At 41.5% G+C, this 14,436-nt stretch carries 14 protein-coding genes; 6 read left to right on the forward strand and 8 right to left on the reverse strand.

Features of this window, described 5'->3' with window-relative positions:
* Nucleotides 1-3: 3 nt before the first annotated feature.
* The 6 genes from ACM2FC_RS09960 to napF all read right to left on the reverse strand — a co-directional run bounded on the left by ACM2FC_RS09960 (nt 4) and on the right by napF (nt 4,564).
* Nucleotides 4-138: a TIGR02808 family protein gene (locus ACM2FC_RS09960; protein WP_498480756.1), complete on the reverse strand. Its 135-nt coding sequence runs from the start codon at nt 136-138 to the stop codon at nt 4-6.
* A gap of 11 nt (nt 139-149) precedes the next feature.
* Nucleotides 150-728 carry a NapC/NirT family cytochrome c gene (locus tag ACM2FC_RS09965; RefSeq protein ID WP_498480757.1) on the reverse strand — a complete coding sequence of 193 codons (579 nt, stop codon included), beginning with the start codon at nt 726-728 and terminating at the stop codon, nt 150-152.
* A 30-nt stretch (nt 729-758) separates the two neighbouring features.
* Nucleotides 759-1,214 carry a nitrate reductase cytochrome c-type subunit gene (locus ACM2FC_RS09970; protein WP_498480794.1) on the reverse strand — a complete coding sequence of 152 codons (456 nt, stop codon included), beginning with the start codon at nt 1,212-1,214 and terminating at the stop codon, nt 759-761.
* A 62-nt stretch (nt 1,215-1,276) separates the two neighbouring features.
* On the reverse strand, nt 1,277-3,766 hold the full coding sequence (gene napA / locus ACM2FC_RS09975) for a periplasmic nitrate reductase subunit alpha (protein WP_498480758.1): 2,490 nt from the start codon (nt 3,764-3,766) through the stop codon (nt 1,277-1,279).
* A complete protein-coding gene (locus tag ACM2FC_RS09980) occupies nt 3,763-4,068 on the reverse strand; it encodes a chaperone NapD (RefSeq protein ID WP_498480759.1) in 306 nt (101 codons plus the stop codon). The genes napA and ACM2FC_RS09980 overlap by 4 nt, the downstream gene beginning before the upstream one ends.
* Nucleotides 4,058-4,564 (reverse strand): ferredoxin-type protein NapF, encoded by a 507-nt coding sequence (gene napF / locus ACM2FC_RS09985; RefSeq protein WP_498480760.1) that lies wholly within the window; start codon nt 4,562-4,564, stop codon nt 4,058-4,060. The genes ACM2FC_RS09980 and napF overlap by 11 nt, the downstream gene beginning before the upstream one ends.
* 204 nt (nt 4,565-4,768) lie before the next feature.
* Here napF and narQ point away from each other — a divergent pair, with 204 nt between their 5' ends.
* Nucleotides 4,769-6,493, forward strand: a complete 1,725-nt coding sequence (narQ, locus tag ACM2FC_RS09990) for a nitrate/nitrite two-component system sensor histidine kinase NarQ (protein WP_498480761.1) — start codon at nt 4,769-4,771, stop codon at nt 6,491-6,493.
* On the forward strand, nt 6,480-7,112 hold the full coding sequence (locus ACM2FC_RS09995) for a response regulator (protein WP_498480762.1): 633 nt from the start codon (nt 6,480-6,482) through the stop codon (nt 7,110-7,112). Before narQ ends, ACM2FC_RS09995 begins: the two co-directional genes overlap by 14 nt.
* 72 nt (nt 7,113-7,184) lie before the next feature.
* On the opposite strand, the gene ACM2FC_RS10000 is transcribed toward ACM2FC_RS09995, so the two are convergent.
* Nucleotides 7,185-7,820 (reverse strand): hypothetical protein, encoded by a 636-nt coding sequence (locus tag ACM2FC_RS10000; protein WP_498480763.1) that lies wholly within the window; start codon nt 7,818-7,820, stop codon nt 7,185-7,187.
* A 401-nt stretch (nt 7,821-8,221) separates the two neighbouring features.
* On the opposite strand from ACM2FC_RS10000, the gene ACM2FC_RS10005 reads away from it, so the two are divergent.
* On the forward strand, nt 8,222-8,773 hold the full coding sequence (locus tag ACM2FC_RS10005; protein ID WP_498480764.1) for a cytochrome b: 552 nt from the start codon (nt 8,222-8,224) through the stop codon (nt 8,771-8,773).
* Nucleotides 8,770-9,339, forward strand: a complete 570-nt coding sequence (locus ACM2FC_RS10010; RefSeq protein WP_498480765.1) for a YceI family protein — start codon at nt 8,770-8,772, stop codon at nt 9,337-9,339. Before ACM2FC_RS10005 ends, ACM2FC_RS10010 begins: the two co-directional genes overlap by 4 nt.
* A 49-nt stretch (nt 9,340-9,388) precedes the next feature.
* On the opposite strand, the gene ACM2FC_RS10015 is transcribed toward ACM2FC_RS10010, so the two are convergent.
* A complete protein-coding gene (locus ACM2FC_RS10015) occupies nt 9,389-11,020 on the reverse strand; it encodes an ATP-dependent endonuclease (RefSeq protein ID WP_498480766.1) in 1,632 nt (543 codons plus the stop codon).
* A gap of 197 nt (nt 11,021-11,217) precedes the next feature.
* Here ACM2FC_RS10015 and ACM2FC_RS10020 point away from each other — a divergent pair, with 197 nt between their 5' ends.
* Both ACM2FC_RS10020 and ACM2FC_RS10025 read left to right on the forward strand, forming a co-directional pair.
* A complete protein-coding gene (locus tag ACM2FC_RS10020; RefSeq protein WP_498480767.1) occupies nt 11,218-12,978 on the forward strand; it encodes a bifunctional metallophosphatase/5'-nucleotidase in 1,761 nt (586 codons plus the stop codon).
* Between the two features lie 397 nt (nt 12,979-13,375).
* Nucleotides 13,376-14,398, forward strand: coding sequence for a TerC/Alx family metal homeostasis membrane protein (locus ACM2FC_RS10025; protein WP_498480768.1), 1,023 nt, complete (start codon nt 13,376-13,378; stop codon nt 14,396-14,398).
* The last annotated feature ends 38 nt before the right edge of the window (nt 14,399-14,436 follow it).

The following is a 14,436-nucleotide window of genomic DNA, read 5'->3' on the forward strand; positions in this document are numbered from 1 at the left end:
AATTCATACTTCTTTATCTTTCCATAAAGAAAGAATCCAAATACAAATTGCCGCAACAGCTGCGAAACCGCCAAGAATAATGACTGGCATTGCTGAGTAACCTAAAATGTGCCAGATAACGGATTCCATTGTGCTCATAGTTATACTCCTTATTGCCAACCTTCAATGCCATGCATGTCTGGCAGCTTATGGGCGATACCTTTGTGGCAGTCAACGCACGTTTTTTCGCCAGAAGCAAGGGCAGTGGAATGCTGTTTTGCACTCCTAGGACCTTGCTCCGAAAAGTCCATGTACTCAAATTGGTGGCAGTTCCGGCACTCCAATGAATCGTTTTTCTTCAACCTTGCCCACTCACGCTCTGCTAAATGAGCTCGTCGAGCTTTGAATTTTTCCTCTGTGCCAATTGAATCTAGTATAAACTCAGCATACAGCTCTTTTGAAGCTTGAACTTTCCGAACAATTTTGTCTGTCCAATTATGTGGAACGTGACAGTCTGAGCATATTGCTCTCACTCCAGAGCGGTTAGAGTAGTGAATCGTTTCTTGAATTTCTGCCACAATAGGTGCATGACAACCACCACAAAATGCTTCAGAGTTAGTTGCTTCCATACCTGTGTTAAATGCGCCCCAAAATAGCAGGCCGCCAATAAACCCCATGAAGAGAACGACGCCGACGGCAGCTTTACTGGGCGTTGTAAGTCTCTTCCAAAATGTTTTGAGTAATCTCATAGTTAGCCTCTTTCATTGTGCGCAGAGAAATCAACGAAGTGAATCGACGCTCTCAAAGTTGTTCTCTACTAATGGTTTGGCTGCTGCTTGTGTAACGTGACACTGTAGACAGAAGTACCGTCTTGGGGATACGTCAGCTAACACGGCATCCTCTCGGTTGACGTAGTGCGTAACGCTTATTTTTGTTGCCCCCATTTCCTGTGCATATTTCCAACTGTGGCATGCCAAGCACTTGTTGGCGTTAAGTGACACTTCGTAGCCACGGATGCTATGTGGGATCAAAGGAGGTTGATAAACATAATCGCTTTCAAAAACTTGATCTTTTGGCACATGTTTGAGTTCGTCTGCTGGACGAGTCTCTTCGATTATGGTGATTCCGCGTAAGGATTCTACTCCGCCAATTCCTCCGGGATATTTTGTTTCAGCTATAACGCTACCAGTTAATGTAATCCCGATTATTGAAAGCGCTGCAATTAATTTTTTCATCATGTTTTCTCCGCCAAATTGGCAAACACTGCTAGCTCTAGTGACTAGGCTGCTGAGATCCGTTAACTAATTTTGGTGATTTTTACAGGGCACTTTTTAAAGTCCGTCTGCTTCGATAGCGGATCAGTTGCATCGAGAATTAACTTATTGACCAGTATTCGCGCATCAAAAAATGGAACGAAAATAAGCCCTTGAGGAGGGCGATTACGGCCTCGGGTTTCAACCCTAGCGCGTACTTCCCCCCTTTTATTCGAAATAAGGACCTCTTGACCGCGTCTTAAGTCTCTCTCTTTTGCGTCTGCTGGGTGGATATAAACGAGCGCGTCAGGTACAGCTTTATAGAGCTCTGGTACGCGTCGAGTCATAGTGCCCGTGTGCCAATGCTCAAGTACTCGTCCAGTACATAGCCACAGGTCGTATTCTTTGTCGGGTGACTCTGGTGGTGCTTCATACGGAGCTGATATTATCCAAGCTTTACCATCTGGTTTTCCGTAAAAGTCCCATCCGCCATCTCTTTTAGCGTATGGGTCTGAGCCTACTTTGTAGCGCCATCGAGTTTCTTTACCATCGACCACTGGCCATCGTAGACCTCTAACTTGTTGATAGGTGTCGTATGGCGCTAAGTCGTGTCCGTGCCCACGTCCGAATGAAGCGTATTCTTCAAATAACCCTTTTTGCACGTAAAATCCAAAATGGTGAGCATCATCATTCATTTCTTTTGCTTCAGAGGCAGGGTATCTATCTACAACACCATTTTTAAATAAAACGTCATACATCGTTTTGCCACGATACTCCGGTTTTTTGGCTAATAGCTCTTCAGGCCACACTTCTTCCATTTTAAAGCGTTTAGAAAACTCCATGACCTGCCAAGAGTCAGATTTTGCTTCGCCCACAGTCTCAACCTGCTGATACCAAGCTTGTGTACGTCGTTCCGCGTTGCCATATGCTCCTTCTTTTTCAATCCACATTGCTGTTGGCAAGATTAGATCGGCAGCCTGAGCAGTGACAGTTGGGTAAACATCCGAAACGACGATGAAGTTTTCAGGGTTTCGGTAACCCGGTAGTGCTTCATCATTAAGGTTTGGACCCGCTTGCATATTGTTATTACATTGCACCCAGTAGGCGTTAATCTTTCCGTCTTTTAGAAGGCGATTTTGCAATACTGCGTGAGCTCCGGGTTTAGGTGGGATAGTGCCTTCAGGTAGCTTCCAAGTTTCTTCTGCTATCTTTCTGTGTTTGGGATTGGCAACCACCATGTCCGCAGGCAGTCTGTGTGCAAAAGTGCCGACTTCACGGGCGGTGCCACATGCTGAAGGTTGCCCTGTTAGAGAGAAAGGGCTGTTGCCTGGGGTGGATATTTTGCCTGTTAAAAGGTGAATGTTGTAGATTAAGCCATTCATCCAGACGCCTCGAGTATGTTGATTCATACCCATCGTCCACAACGACATTACTTTAATGTTTGGATCGGCATATTGCTTGGCTAACGCAACCAACTTGTCTTTGTCGACTCCCGACATCTCAGAGACTTTTTCCAATGTATAAGGAGCAACAGATTTTTTATATTCTTCAAATGTGATGGAGGAGACTTTGCCTGAATTAGGGTGTTTCGCTTTTTCTTGCAGTGGGTCATCATCACGCAAGCCATAACCTATATCGGTTGTCGCTTGCTTAAAGTTAGTGTGTTTATTAACAAAGTCCCAATTTACCGCATCATTTTGGATGATGTAATTGGCTATAAAGTTGGCTATAGCTAAGTCGGTTTGAGGCTTAAAAATATATCCTGTATCTGCTAGTTCAAAAGAACGGTGATAGTAAGTGGAGAGCACATTAACTTTTACATGTGAGTGACTGAGTCTGCGATCGGTCAGGCGAGTCCAGAGGACAGGGTGCATCTCTGCCATATTAGAGCCCCACAATACAAATGCATCCGCATGCTCGAAATCGTCGTAACAACCCATCGGCTCATCGATTCCAAACGCTCGCATAAAGGCACCAACGGCAGATGCCATACAGTGACGAGCATTAGGGTCAATGTTATTGGAACGGAAACCTGCTTTCATCATTTTAACAGCGGCATAGCCCTCCATAACTGTCCACTGCCCAGAACCAAACATACCAAGCCCATTTGGCCCTTTGTCTTTAATTGTCGCTTTCCATTTTTCAGCCATGATGTCAAAAGCGGTATCCCAAGAAACAGGGGTGAATTCACCGTCTTTGCTATATTTTCCATCTTTCATGCGCAAAAGTGGCTGTTGCAAGCGATCGGAACCATACATAATCTTGGATAGAAAATAACCCTTGATACAGTTAAGCCCTTTGTTGACAGGAGCTTGAGGGTCACCTTGTGTGGCGACAACTCTTCCGTTTTGTGTGCCAACCAAAACAGAGCATCCGGTACCGCAAAAACGGCAAGGTGCTTTGTCCCAAGTTATTTTTGTTTTATCTTCACTAACGATAAGATTTGTTGCAGAGGTAGGCAATGTAATACCTGCAACAGCTGCTGCTGATGCCGCAGCGTTAGCTTTGATAAATGCTCTTCTAGTCCAGTTCATGCTTCCCCCTTTGCTTGGGAATAATTTGTTCCATCATATTTGCTATTTTCTTGTATTTGCTCAATTTGGTGGTAAACCAGTACGGCATTGATAACACTAGGTAGCTGGTTTATTACATCGATTAAGTCGGTTACAAAACCTTCGCTACTTGTTTCAAGTACGACGACAATTTTGCCTTCTTCGCTATGCCCATATACTTCCGCACCATTAAGTTGTTCTATTTGTTCAATGGTGTGTTTGACTTCTGTGGCTACGGAATAGACCACTAAGCTAGAAATATGAACTTCGTTGTTAAACGCCATATTCTGGTTCTTCCCTTTCAGAAACGGTTACGACAATCGCAGAAGTAGGGCAGCTTGCAACGCATGCCCCACATCCATTGCATTGATTGACATCGATTGAAGGTATCGCTGCGTGACTAATCTGTAGTTGGAATTGAATCGCCATGGCTTCACATGTGTCGGCGCAGCTCCGACATTCGACATTTTGGTTTGCTAAGCAATCATTGCTTATATTGGCTTTATAGCTCCACGCTTCTGTATCACGAGTTTTGAATATAGGCTCAGGACAAATGTCCGCGCAGTTATAGCAAAATGTGCACTCTCCTAATGAGAAATCGACAGAAGGAAACCCTCCGGTGCCTCTTTGGATGATATTGGTTTCACACCGTTCAATACACTTACCGCATTGAGTACACGCATCAAAAAAATTATTAAGATCTTTTAACCAGGGTAGAGTGGGTTCAGCAATTGATGGACGAACGTTCCCTCTTAGTAAGTTCCTTTTTGCATAGTCCACCGTTAGACCTACCTATGTCTGAGTAATGATATATAGACAAAGTGTAGTGTTAACTAAAAGTGGTTACATAACCCTAAAGTGGTAAATAAATGTTAAATTTGTTTTAGATCAAATTAAGTAAACGAGATAGTTCACATATTTATTAATCAATTACACGATATCATTAAAGGTCATAGATCAAGCCACTTGAGTTAGGAGAACACATTGGAAAGTGTCAAGCGCTCAGTCACAAAAACGATAGCGGTTTCTATGGTAACGCTCGTTGTTTTATCTATTGTCATTACGGGCTTTTCAATCATTACCTTGTTATCAAGTATCAATGATGCTGAAGCGGTCAACGTCGCAGGCTCGATGCGTATGCAAAGCTACCGTTTGGCTAATGATATTCGAACTGATTCGAAAAACTTCAGTCATCATGTATTAATGTTTGAGAAGTCTTTGAACTCCAAAGCAATGTTGGATCTTGATAGAGAAATGATTTCTGAAGAGGTTCAACAGGACTATCAAAGATTAGTCGAACAATGGCAAAAAATGAAAATCATATTAAGTGGCAACGATAGACAGCTATACTTAGAGCAGGTCGCGCCCTTTGTTGATCAGATAGATTCGTTTGTGTTTAAACTCCAAGAAATGTCTGAGCATACACTTACTCGACTAGCTTGGGTCGGTGGGCTAGGGCTAAGTGGGATTTTCACCATCAGTTTATTTGTCGTACTGTTTGTTAGGCGAGAAGTAGTAAAACCGATGGAGTCGCTGTTACTTGCCAGTGAACAAATCCAAAATCAACAGTTCGATATACAGTTGGATGATAGTAGTCAAAGTGAAATGGGCGCCTTAGCGAAAACGTTCAACGAAATGGCGTATGATCTAGGAAACCAATACCATAATTTAGAAAGAATTGTTGATGAGAAAACAGACAAGCTTAGCAAGCTCAACCGCTCATTGGAGCTACTGTATGATTCTTCTCAACAATTAAGTGTCTCTAGGGTTGACCCTGAAAACCTAGCTAATATTTTAGAAAATATCGTCAGCATAGAGGGAATTAAAGCTGTCCAGCTACAAATCGATGAATCCCATGAGAATAGCCAAGTATATGAAGAAGGGGATCTATCCCGTGAATCGTCTGAAGAGTTCAAGCTGTTCCTAGAGGGAGAAAACCTTGGCTATTTATACTTAGAGTTTGATTTTATCCGTCCAGATCAAGCTGTTGTCGATAGTTTTGTTCAACTTCTTTCAAGAGCCTTGTTTTACTACCGCTCTCAAAGACAAATAGAGAAACTTATTTTGATGGAAGAGCGTGCTACGATTGCGAGGGAATTACATGATTCGTTGGCTCAATCTTTATCATATCTTAAGATTCAAGTATCTAGACTCAAAAAATTGATAAACGTGCAACCAGAAGAAAGCAAGAGTGAAAAGCTTTTCAGTGTAATAACTGAGCTTGATGTTGGATTGTCTTCTGCTTACACCCAACTTCGCGAACTACTGTCTACTTTCAGGCTTAACATCAAAGAAGGAAGTTTTGGCCAAGCGTTGAATGAAATTGTCAATCAACTGAGTAGCCAGACAGACGCGCAAATTGCTTCTAACAGCGAATTGTCTAGTCTTGATCTGAATGCAAACCAACAAGTTCACCTTTTACAGTTAATACGAGAAGCAATCCTAAATGCAATCAAGCACTCTAAGGCGAAGCATATTTGGATCGATTGTAACGAGGTGGATACAGAAGTCATTATTAGTATTCGAGATGATGGTGTTGGATTTGATGTCAAACATCAAAAACAAAACCATTATGGAATGAGTATCATGCGTGAACGTGCGCTTAGATTAAATGGTTCGATTATAATAAATTCTAAGATTAATCAAGGGAGTGAAGTGGTATTGACGTACCCAAAAAATGATCATGAAGAACAATATGTTACAGTGTAGCGTCATGCTGGTGGACGATCATCCATTGATGAGAAAAGGATTAAACCAGCTACTGGAAGATGAAGAGCGCTTTAATGTTGTTGCGGATGTAAGCAGCGGTATTGAAGCGGTAGCAAAGGCAAAAGAGCTATCGCCAGAGCTAATCGTTTTAGATCTTAACATGCGAGGGATGTCTGGGCTTGATACGTTAAAGTCGTTAAGAACAGATGGCTCAGACGCAATTATTGTTATTTTAACTGTCTCTGATAGCCCTTCTGATATTGAGGCCGTATTAAGTGCTGGAGCGGACGGTTACTTACTAAAAGACACAGAGCCAGAAGCATTAGTTGAAGGTCTAATAAAAGTCTTAGAAGGGGAACGTGTATACAGCAAGGAAGTGGAAGATTACTTAGTTGGTAAAACTGGTGTTAAAACAATGTTTGATCAACTCACTCAGCGCGAAACACAAATCTTGCAGCATGTCGCTAAAGGGTATCGAAATAAGCAAATAGCAGAAATGTTGTTTATTTCCGAAGCGACGGTAAAGGTGCATATGAAGAGCTTACTGAAAAAACTAGGCGTACCCTCAAGAACGGCTGCTACAGTGTTGTATTTAGAGCAATATGGTGAAGTGAATTAAGTTTGATTCGGGACAATTGACGATTTTTCTATGGAGGTCTTCTATTATCCCGAACAGAGGCTTCAATAAAGGTTAGCTAAGTTGGACTACCGCATATAACTGCACATATTTACGCACGAGTTGTTGATTTTTTGAATGTTTAATTGGATGCGAATACTTAATGTAGTAGGGGCTTAACTGGTAATGATCGTCCAATGTCTTAGATAGTAGTGAATCACTCGTGAATAAGCTGATGCCTTGAGCGCTGTACTCTTCGATTTCATCTGGTAGCTGCCCAGTCCACCAATGCAGCAACTCTCGGCTTTGTTTGCTGCGGCTTATCCAATGATCCGTTAACAACAAAAGTAAGTCGTTTGGCTGGATAGCGTACCCATGCTCTTGTCGCCATACTCCAACTTGTTGCAAGAGTTTATCTCTGCATATTTTTCCAGCACTTGTCATATGAGAAGTAATAATCCAAACCGTACCTACATCCGAGCTGACTCTAAAATGCGCAGACTCCTCTCTTTTAATGATGGGTTCTAGCGCACTATAATTAAATTGGTGACCGAACTCTTCTAATGTGCGAGAAAGTCGACGAGAAAAAGCAACGCCTAAATGGTTACCGCTGATTCCTTGATTGTGGATAGTGGGATAATGCTTTTCACAGAGCGCCATGCAATCAGTCTGAAACTCGTTAACACTTTGAACTAAAACATCAAGTAACACCTAGATAAGCCTCTAACCGTATTTTCGTTATTGTTAAAAGGTTAACACAGAATTGACATTTGTGATTTTTAAATGGGAAGTTCATGATCAACGCCACTACCAAAACTCTCGTAACGGAACTTTGTTCACTGCATTTGACTGGGTTTGAAAAAGGATTCACTTTTATGCATGGCTTGTTAGACTTAACGAGTTCTACTCAGAAATACATATAATTTGAGCCCACCTTAATTTTGCATTAATGAACACTTACAACTAATTTCACTACCTTCATCAAATAATTTGATTAAATTGGTCAAATTCACTGTATTTTCATTTCATGATGGATAGTAAATACTTTGTAACCGATTATGGGTCACCTCAATACAAAGTAACAGCTTGTGCTGCAGGAGCAATGAACAAGAATGAACAGTGGTCAGATGGAATCAATAAATAATTACAACCTACTTACTCGAATTATCCATTGGTTGTCAGCAATCTTTATTATTGGAATGTTTATTGCGGGGCTGTGGATGGTTGATCTGACGTACTACAGTAAGTGGTATAACTTAGCACCACATTGGCATAAGTCTATCGGAATCATTTTGTTAGCTGTGACTGTATTTCGTTTTTTCTGGAAATCAGTGACGGCGTCACCACAAATTGAAGGTAAGTCTTGGGAAGTGAGTCTAGCAAAAATTTCTCATTGTGTTATGTACCTTCTCTTATTGATTGTATTTATCTCTGGTTATTTAATCTCGACAGAAGACGGTCGAGGAATCGACGTATTTGATTGGTTTACGGTGCCGGGTGCAGGTGCTTTGTTTTCACATCAAGCTGATATTGCTGGAGATATTCATTTATATAGCGCGGTGGTTTTAATAAGCTTGGCTGCTTTACACGTGATAGCGGCATTGAAACACCATTTTTTAAATAAAGACAATACGTTACGGAAGATGATAGGAACGTCAAAATGAAGAAACACTTACTTGCAGTAGGACTTGCTTTAGGGATAAGTCTTCCAATTGGTGCAAATGCTGCGGATTATTTAATTGACACTAAAGGTGCTCACGCATCCGTCAATTTTAAAGTAAGCCACCTTGGTTTTAGTTATACAGTCGGACGGTTTGATAAGTTTAAAGGTCAATTTAGCTATGATCCGAAAAACATTGAAGCGTCTACTGTGTCTGTAACGGTGGATACAAGCAGCGTAGATTCGAACCACGCTGAGCGAGACAAACATATACGCAGTGATGATTTCTTAGATGCTAAGAAATATCCTGAAGCAAAATTTGTCAGTACTAAAGTTGTTGATAAAGGGAATGGACTGTTTGACATTCAAGGAGATTTAACACTCCATGGAAAAACCAAACCGATTACTATTGTTGCTGACTTTATCGGCGCAGGAAAAGACCCATGGGGTGGGCAAAGAGCAGGTTTTTCTGGATTAACTCGAATAGAGCTTGCTGATTTCGATATTAAAGTGATGGGTACGACAAGCTATGTCGATATGGAGTTGTATGTTGAAGGTATCAAGCAGTAAATGCAGTTGAAGCTACCGATAAGCGCGCACCTTAGTGCGCGTTTTTTCTTTAGGTGTTACCATTTGCCATTGTAATTACTCTTTTAAGAATCCAGCGAAGTTCAACTGGTATAATCTCTACTCCTTGTTCTTCGCAGTAAGAGACAATAGCTAACGCTAAGTCGGGTTTAGCATGCTTTTTCAGCACTCGTGCGACGACTTTTTTCGCTGGTATAGGGTGATCATGTGGAATTCTAATCATGTCTTTAAAAAATGCTTCAAAGCCATGTGAATATAAAAAGTGTTCAATATCTCTGTCGGGCAATTCAGTTAAGCGGTGATTTTCGATTTCGTTATCTAGTTGTCCACGCACTGACGCAGCGTATTTCTTACCTGCAGCATCGCCATCCGTCACTACATGCCAATCAATGCCAAATGCTTTGGCAACTTTTATCAAAGACTTCAAACCCGATTGTGCAAACTCGATAATTTGTACGCCTTCTGCCGCGAGATTGTATCCACATTGGTTGGCAAGCTCGTTAAATAACCAAACTTCGGTTTCTCCTTCAACTAGCAACCAACAACGAGCGAATAATGCTGCGGAGCGATGAAAGCGGATATGAAAACCAATTCGACGCAACTCATCCTTATTGAGGCCTTTAAGTGGAATTGTTCTGGCTATTGTTTTATCAGAATGCCGGATAAGCCGCCGAATGGTACCGAGTGGCACTTGCGCAAGTAGCTCTGAACTATTGGTCGTCAGGACTTTTTGCATAGGCAGTAATTGTAACAGACTCCAGGCTCTTGCTAGATGAGTTGGATGGAGCCTACTTTCTGGGTCTTCCAATATTAGCAGTGGCCTCGCACACCGACGAAGTTCAGTGGGCCCCTTAGCTTGTAAATAGGCGTTTAAAAGCCCCATTAAAAGTAACTGTGTCTGACGGCTTTTCGTTTCTTCTACGACTTCAGTTAGGCTCTTCTCTTTATGGTTGGAGGAATAGAATAAGCCATCTCTCTGTTTTCTTGGGTTTTTACGTTGAGGGGTTTTGTAAGAGAAGTAATGCTCAATTAAACTATTCATCGAGTTTAAACTGCTCCGCATTTCCCCTTTATTGACATGTCCAGGAATGGCGAGAAGTCGCCTACAAGTATTGTTTATCCGTTTTTCAATTCGTGCGTTGATACCGTTCGTTTGAGTATTAAATTTTTCAAAGCGTCTTGAGTCCCTTAAACGAATAACAGGATGAAGTGTCATTAACTCGTGGGCAAGTTTCTCGGAGTGATGTAATGGCAGTGGGGAGCCTTTTACATTTAAAAAAGCATAGCTTGTAGTGACGTTGTAACCATCTCTGGAGCCGCTGATACGGTAGTAAATTCTATTCGTGCCAGTTTCATCTTCAATCCAGATAGGCTTTATTTTTCGGTACCTGCCAGCAAGAAGCTCTTTTTTGTCCGAGGCCACTAAGCTTAATACGATTTGTAAATGCTGCGTCTGTGGATGCGAAATTGAGTAATCGACGTGGAAGTCACTCATCTCGAATTGATAAAGCTTGCCTTCAGCGGGTAATACAATTGATAGAGCGTCAAGAAGCGAAGATTTACCCCATGTGTTTTCTCCAATGAGCGTCGTTAGATCATCGAAAGCAAGAGAAAGGCGCTTGATTCCTCTAAATCCAGATATTTCTATTCGCTCTAGTCTCATAGAGTGGACCTCTAAAGTAAAAACTCCATTTAAATTTTCTCAAATGCGCTCCTAATAAAATTGCTTTAATACTTATAAGCATAACGCAAATTCGGATGCCTGTTGATGAAGTGATTCACGAATACCCGTCATTTTGCATATCATGGTTCTGTCATGATTTATGTGCTAGTGTAACGAGGATGAACAGAGAATATAAAATGAATGGCAAAGTAATGATAAATAAGCCGCTGAGGCTTACTTTAGCGCACGTCAATGATACTCACTCTTACTTCGAACCTACTTCACTTCAACTTACATTCGAACAAGATGGCCAACAGCTCAAGCCTTATGTTAGTGCGGGTGGGTTCGCAAGAATTGCGACCCGAATTCACCAACTAAAGAATGATGCGGAACGTATGCGCCGAGGTTTCCTCTTTTTGCATGCGGGCGATTGTTTTCAAGGCACACTGTATTTTTCCCTATTTAAAGGCAAAGCGAATGCCGATATGCTTAACGAGCTTCAGCTTGATGCAATGGCATTAGGGAATCACGAATTGGATATGGGAAATGCTCCTGTTGCAGCGTTTGTTAACAAAATTAAGTTTCCATTGTTGGCTGGGAACTGGGACCTTTCAAACGAAGACAGTAAGAAACATCATGGACTTTCAAATAGCCCCAAAGTATTTTCTTACTTACCTGAATCTCAAAGTGCTCAGTGGATTTGTAAGACAGTTAATCATGAGCCAGTGGCAATCTTTGGTGTCTCTATAGATAAAATGGCTGATATTGCAAACCCTGATCCTGATACGCCATTTACTAACGCAGTGGAAACTGTGGCCAACACTGTCCGGTTAATTCAGTCGAACGGTATTAATAAAATAATCCTGTTGAGTCACTTAGGCTATGAAGCTGATATTGAACTCACTAAGCATGTTAGTGGCATAAGTTTGATTGTTGGTGGACACAGTCATACGTTACAGGGTGACTTTAGCTCTATTGGCCTAGGCAAACACGACGAATACGGCATTAAAGTTAATGATACGTATATTGTTCAATCTGGATGTAATGCGCTCTGTCTTGGGCATTGCGAAATTGAATTTAGTGCAGAGGGGGAAGTCACACGCTTCTCTGGACGAAATGAACTTCTGTTAGGACGACGATTGTTTTTGAACGCTAGTATGGATACTGCTGGCAGCGATGACGCACACATTGCTGCCTGTGAGTTTCTTGGCCAGCACCCAAATGTTGTTGTCTGTAAAAAAGATCCTCAAGTACAAGGAATGTTGCAGGACAAGTACATTCCTCGAGTACGTAAGCTTCAAAAGAAAAAAATTGCTAAGGCTTCTAACACACTGCGGCATGTTCGTGTACCAGATGAGCAAGGCGCGAGTGAAATCGCCCCGTTGGTTGCTCAATCGTTTTTATACATGTTGAATAAGCATGGCGATAATGTTGAGTTTGCTATCCATAACGCGGGTGGCGTGAGGACATCACTTACAGAAGGTAATATCTCTGTGGCAGATATTGCCGGGAAACTGTTGCCATTTGCCGTCCCAGTTGGGAGTTATTGCGTCAAAGGAACGACGATTGCACTGATCTTGGAAGGTGCAATCAATAATGCGACGAATAATGGTGTAAATGGAACCGGGACTGGATCATACCCATATACTTATAACCTTAGGTATCGTTATCTTGCTAATAACGCGCTTGGGAAAAGAGTAGTTAATCTAGAAATATTTACCGCTGAATCTGGGTGGCAAGCTGTTGAAAAGAATAAACTATATAGAGGAAGCTCTTCAGCTTACTCGATGAAAGGTAAAGAAGGCTACCACGCGATACTGGACATGGAAGGTGAGGGTAGAGTGACAACCTTCTCAATGGCCGATTGTTTTATTGAACTTTTGACCGATCACCCCGAAGTCATTAATCAGTCTAAATTAAACGGAACGAAAAACTTTAACTGGCATAAAGGTTGCTAATTATCCACTGTATTTGATTCATAAAGCATACTCGAACGTAAGTGTGCTTGGAGAGTAAATTATGTGGGATAAAGATTGGTTCGATTTCATGCTGGTGGCCGCTTGGATAGGTGTCTGGTCGGCACTGGTGTATTTTTTACCTTATGTTGGGGTGTGACTTTAAATTATTATTGTTGTCGCACAGTTAGGAACCGAAATTGATTGTAGACATATTCTAGTTATAAATATATTATCACCACGTTTTGGGGAGTAGTCGCCTAGAGCATACTTATCGTCATCTCGTTAAGCTTTGTCTTATCCGGTGAGTATGGGCGTTAGCAAGAGCTAATGCTTCGACGAGACCAACGCAACTTAATTATCACTTCTCGTACCTGTTTGGGTTGAGAAGGGTTTTGTTTTGTTTGCGGAAGGTTTCGTTCAGGTTATTACACCTAATCCTTCTGCAATTGGAGGATTTATGACCCCAACAATGTACTTTTCTTTTTTTGCTTTCACTATTGTTCTTGTCTTATTCGATATCTGGTTAACCCGTAATGGTCGCGTATCGCTGAGAAGTGCGGTTATTTGGAGCATTTTTTGGTTTGTACTCGCATTAGGTTTTGCAGTCTTCATTCACTATTTTTGGTCATATATTGACCCAAACAGTGCGTACAGAGCCCCTCAAGCAGCGACGGCTTTTGTGACTGGGTATTTGCTAGAAAAGTCGCTTAGTGTCGATAATCTGTTTATATTTGCTATTATTTTTAGCCAGTATTCTGTTCCCGATGCTTTAAGACCTCGTGCTTTGTTGCTGGGAGTGATAGGCGCTCTAATACTGCGCAGTATAATGATTGTTATTGGAATCCATCTATTAGATCAGTTCCAGTGGTTATTTTATGTATTCGCGGTATTTCTGATTTGGACTGGCTTCAGTTTGGCTTTGGACAAAGGAGAAGAAGAGCTTAACCCTTGGCCAGAGAAAATATTGCGTAGATTACTTCCCGTTACAGAACAATTTCGTGGCACCCACTTATCTACAACATTAAATGGTAAGAGGCACCTTACTCCTTTTGCTATTATTCTTGTTGTTATAGCGTTTGCTGACGTTATGTTTGCTCTTGATTCAATCCCAGCTATTTTTGCAGTCACACACCAACCATTTCTTGTTTTAGCGGCCAATGTTTTTGCTTTGCTAGGTTTGCGTTCTTTATACTTTGTATTGCAGGGGATGATCGATAAGTTTATTTATCTTAAACCGGCACTTTCATTCATAATGATATTCATCGGCGTTAAAATGGCACTTGTGCATACCTCATGGCACATACCAACTCCTATTTCGCTTACGGTGCTAGTATTGGCGATGCTAATTGCAGTCGTGTTATCTGTTTGGCATGAAAAGTCTAAAGTAATGAAAAACAAGAAAGTAATTCGTAAAATATAGCTATTTTATAGGGGTTGGAATCGTTTAGTTAAGCGTGA

The sequence above is a fragment of the Vibrio sp. A37 genome, assembly GCF_059777565.1.

Bases quoted from the DNA above. Each gene is read 5' to 3' on its own strand.
- ACM2FC_RS09960 (WP_498480756.1), bottom strand. From the start codon at position 138: ATGAGCACAATGGAATCCGTTATCTGGCACATTTTAGGTTACTCAGCA.
- ACM2FC_RS09965 (WP_498480757.1), bottom strand. From the start codon at position 728: ATGAGATTACTCAAAACATTTTGGAAGAGACTTACAACGCCCAGTAAA.
- ACM2FC_RS09970 (WP_498480794.1), bottom strand. From the start codon at position 1,214: ATGAAAAAATTAATTGCAGCGCTTTCAATAATCGGGATTACATTAACT.
- napA (WP_498480758.1), bottom strand. From the start codon at position 3,766: ATGAACTGGACTAGAAGAGCATTTATCAAAGCTAACGCTGCGGCATCA.
- ACM2FC_RS09980 (WP_498480759.1), bottom strand. From the start codon at position 4,068: ATGGCGTTTAACAACGAAGTTCATATTTCTAGCTTAGTGGTCTATTCC.
- ACM2FC_RS09995 (WP_498480762.1), top strand. From the start codon at position 6,480: ATGTTACAGTGTAGCGTCATGCTGGTGGACGATCATCCATTGATGAGA.
- ACM2FC_RS10005 (WP_498480764.1), top strand. From the start codon at position 8,222: ATGAACAGTGGTCAGATGGAATCAATAAATAATTACAACCTACTTACT.
- ACM2FC_RS10010 (WP_498480765.1), top strand. From the start codon at position 8,770: ATGAAGAAACACTTACTTGCAGTAGGACTTGCTTTAGGGATAAGTCTT.
- ACM2FC_RS10015 (WP_498480766.1), bottom strand. From the start codon at position 11,020: ATGAGACTAGAGCGAATAGAAATATCTGGATTTAGAGGAATCAAGCGC.
- ACM2FC_RS10020 (WP_498480767.1), top strand. From the start codon at position 11,218: ATGAATGGCAAAGTAATGATAAATAAGCCGCTGAGGCTTACTTTAGCG.